This is a genomic window from Geobacillus sp. B4113_201601 (assembly GCF_001587475.1).
In the GTDB taxonomy this organism is placed as follows: domain Bacteria; phylum Bacillota; class Bacilli; order Bacillales; family Anoxybacillaceae; genus Geobacillus; species Geobacillus icigianus.
In genome coordinates this window covers 53,400-56,400 of the sequence record NZ_LQYX01000048.1, presented here as the reverse complement: position 1 = coordinate 56,400, position 3,001 = coordinate 53,400, and the positions used below count along the sequence as shown (strand labels likewise).

Below are 3,001 nucleotides of genomic sequence, written 5' to 3'. Positions count from 1 at the left end.
CGGGTCGTACTCGCCAAATACGCGCTGCACGTCATACCAGCCGAGAAGCTCGAAACCGAATTCCTTCATGTTGTCGACGAGCATTTGATCTGCCTAATGTGTTACTGTAGAAGTGAATTATCGAACCATCCCCGTTATATTTAAAACAGAAAAACCTTGAAAGGCTTGTGGCCAATCAAGGCTATCTTTATTATTTATAATCAACCGATCCTATATATTTAAGATTACGAGTCTCCTTTACCGTACCATCGTATTTAAAGTCATAGAGTAATACAATAGAATTTACTTTTTCTATTAAATCACCATTATTTAGATTTAAGAACTTGGGGATTATTACATTATCATATGAAAAACCCTCGAGTAGGTTTTCAAAGCTTTGGGAAGGTTCATTATAAAAGTGTGTTTCTTTAAAATCCTCATCATAGTATTCAATTTTAAATTCTTTTTCAAATTCAGAAGGTATAGCGTCACCATCCTCATTATATTTAACTAGTAAATATTCTTGAAATTCCTTAGCGGATTTAAAATGACCGACCCATAGCGATACAAAACCTTTACTTTCCATAAACATTTTCCCCCTTCATTTATGGTCTTAATCCTTCGGGTAACGCGTCTACACCGCCTTCAAGTCTATAATGAGCCCAATTTTGAAGTCTCCTCTTAAAAGTGGCATAATCTAGTGAAGTGTCAATTATCTCTAATAATTCATTATGAGCTTTGGTGGAACCTTTTCCCCCATGGATTCCTTTTGGATTAACAAATTTTACATCTTCTATGGCAGTTCTTAGCTCCTTGATTTGTTCTGCTGTAATTCCCCAGCGTTTAAAAATAGGAGCTCGAGATACTAAATGCCACTCATGGAATCCTCCTGGATGTCTAAGTCTACTTTCAATAGCCTTCCTCAATTTAGGGTCAGACCATACTTCATCCAACTCATCAGGAGTCAGTGAATTGAACCATTTATTAAACTCTCCATTTTTTACTGATGGAACGGCATCAAGCTTCCCTATCCCCTTCTCAACCACTTCCCCCTCAACTTTCTTGATCATGTTGAGGGACGCATCTTTCACTTCGTTTATCCACACCCCAGGCGCCGGACCCATTCCCGCATACGCCGGCTGCCATGAAACGGAGGCGACGTTTCCTACTAATTCGTCCCATTGCTTCTTGAACAATCGGGCTGTTTCGGCAAGAGGGGAGCGGACGGTTTGGCGAAAGGCGATGTCGCCGATCGCTTTCATTTTATCATCGCGCACGACATGTTTCACTTTCGCAAGGGCGGAGGCGGCATCGATCGCCTTGGCCCCCTTGATCGCCGCTTTTCCAGCAACGCCGGCACTTTTAGCCGGAGGAACAATCGACAACAGCAACATCCCGCCCGCCAGCAATCGGTCCCCGGCCGACAGGCGCTCGCCGGTGATCGGGTCGTACTCGCCAAACATGCGCTGCACGTCATACCAGCCGAGAAGTTCCAAACCGAGTTCCTTCATGTTGTCCGCGAGCGTCTCGTCCGCTTAGCGCATCGCGGCGGTAGTACGCTAGATCAGTTCTTTGTTTTTATGAGATTTTCGAGGGCACACGAGCAGTGAACTTCGTTTTTAAAACAAAAACCTTGAAAGGCTTGTCGCCAATCAAGGTTTATTTGTGTTTTCCAATTCAACACAGAATTTTATCCATTCATTTTCTCATATACCTACAAGTTATCAATTCCTTCTTGAAACATATCTATTATATAATCATCAAATGTATCATAGCGAACGGAAAGTTTTTTCCCTCCTCTAACCCAACTATACACTTTTTCGTCACGAACATCCGCCGAATACATACATCGAACAAATTCTCCTGAATCTTCGATAACAATTAGTTTCTTATCTAGCCCTAACTTTCGCCATCTTTCTGTTGCTTTTACTACAGAAGCACCAAGATTTCCTTCAATACCTAAGATTTCAACCCCACATATACCCCCTGAGCCATATTCCTTTAGAAAAGCACGATAACTTTGAGGGAACTGTAAACCGAGTATTTCTTCAGCTTTTCGGATCTCCTCCTCTGATGCGCCTCCGAAAAAATCCCTTTCCTCTCCATACTCTTCGACCATTTTTTTTATTTTCTCATTCATCACATTTTTCCTCCCTTCTAATCTTCATTTGCACGCATTTTCCAATAGTTGCTTCTAAAATTATTATATTGTTTTTCAAGCAACGGATCATTTCTAAAGCTATTTCCGTCCTCTACCAAGCCATGTAATTCTCTGCTGAACTTATCATGTATAGATTCAGCAATCTCAACCATTCCCCCAGGCTCTTTTTGAATCAGATGATGAAGTTCAACTTTACTTTCTTTTCCTTCTTTAACAACATAAGGAGATTTCCCCTTCGCCATCAGTTCTTTATTAGTCAACCCGGCTGCTGCAGGATCTTTCGGCACATAATTTTTATCAATCTCTATTTGGTAAACTCTTCTTGACACATCTACTTCCTTACCCGCAACTTTAACTGTTCCTTTTACTTCTACAACAGAATATTTATCAGGTAACCAATCCAATTGGATTTTTTCTGAAGATAGCTTAGTAGCTTTTAGTCTCGTAGTTACTTTCCTCTTCGTTGTACTACTAATTATCCCTTTTCCAATTGCTTCCCCTTCAACTCTCTTTATCATATGGAAAGTAGCATCTTTAACTTCATTCTTGGACCCACTCATCCACACCCGAGACGCCGGGCCTACTCCGGCATATGCCGGCTGCCAGGAAACGGAGGCAATGCTTTCGACGAATTCATCCCACTGCTTCTTAAACAGGCGGGCGGTTTCCGTCAACGGCGCTTTGACGACTTGATGGTAGATTGTTTGGAAGAACCCTTTTATTTTATCACCGTGCACGACATGTTTCACTTTCGACAAGGTGGAAGCGGTGTCGAGCGCCTTCGCTCCCTTGATCGCTGCTTTTCCGGCTATGCCGGCGCCTTTGGCCGGTGGAACAACCGACAATAGCAACATCCCGCCT

3 protein-coding genes and 1 pseudogene are annotated in these 3,001 nt (G+C 42.3%); all 4 read right to left on the bottom strand.

Annotated features, from left to right (window positions below):
• Positions 1-190: 190 nt before the first annotated feature.
• Complete coding sequence (locus tag B4113_RS07815; protein ID WP_033843104.1) at positions 191-565, bottom strand: immunity 22 family protein; 375 nt, start codon at positions 563-565, stop codon at positions 191-193.
• A 19-nt stretch (positions 566-584) separates the two neighbouring features.
• Positions 585-1,496 (bottom strand): annotated as a pseudogene (locus B4113_RS18685) (pre-toxin TG domain-containing protein); the annotation flags it as partial.
• Between the two features lie 197 nt (positions 1,497-1,693).
• Positions 1,694-2,119: an SMI1/KNR4 family protein gene (locus B4113_RS07800; RefSeq protein ID WP_033843102.1), complete on the bottom strand. Its 426-nt coding sequence runs from the start codon at positions 2,117-2,119 to the stop codon at positions 1,694-1,696.
• A 17-nt stretch (positions 2,120-2,136) separates the two neighbouring features.
• Positions 2,137-3,001, bottom strand: an 865-nt coding sequence (locus tag B4113_RS18680; RefSeq protein WP_235597975.1) for an HNH/ENDO VII family nuclease, incomplete at its 5' end; no start/stop codon positions are given.

What these genes read in the sequence shown, in the direction of transcription:
- B4113_RS07815 (WP_033843104.1), bottom strand. Translation starts at nt 565, where the DNA reads ATGGAAAGTAAAGGTTTTGTATCGCTATGGGTCGGTCATTTTAAATCC.
- B4113_RS07800 (WP_033843102.1), bottom strand. Translation starts at nt 2,119, where the DNA reads ATGAATGAGAAAATAAAAAAAATGGTCGAAGAGTATGGAGAGGAAAGG.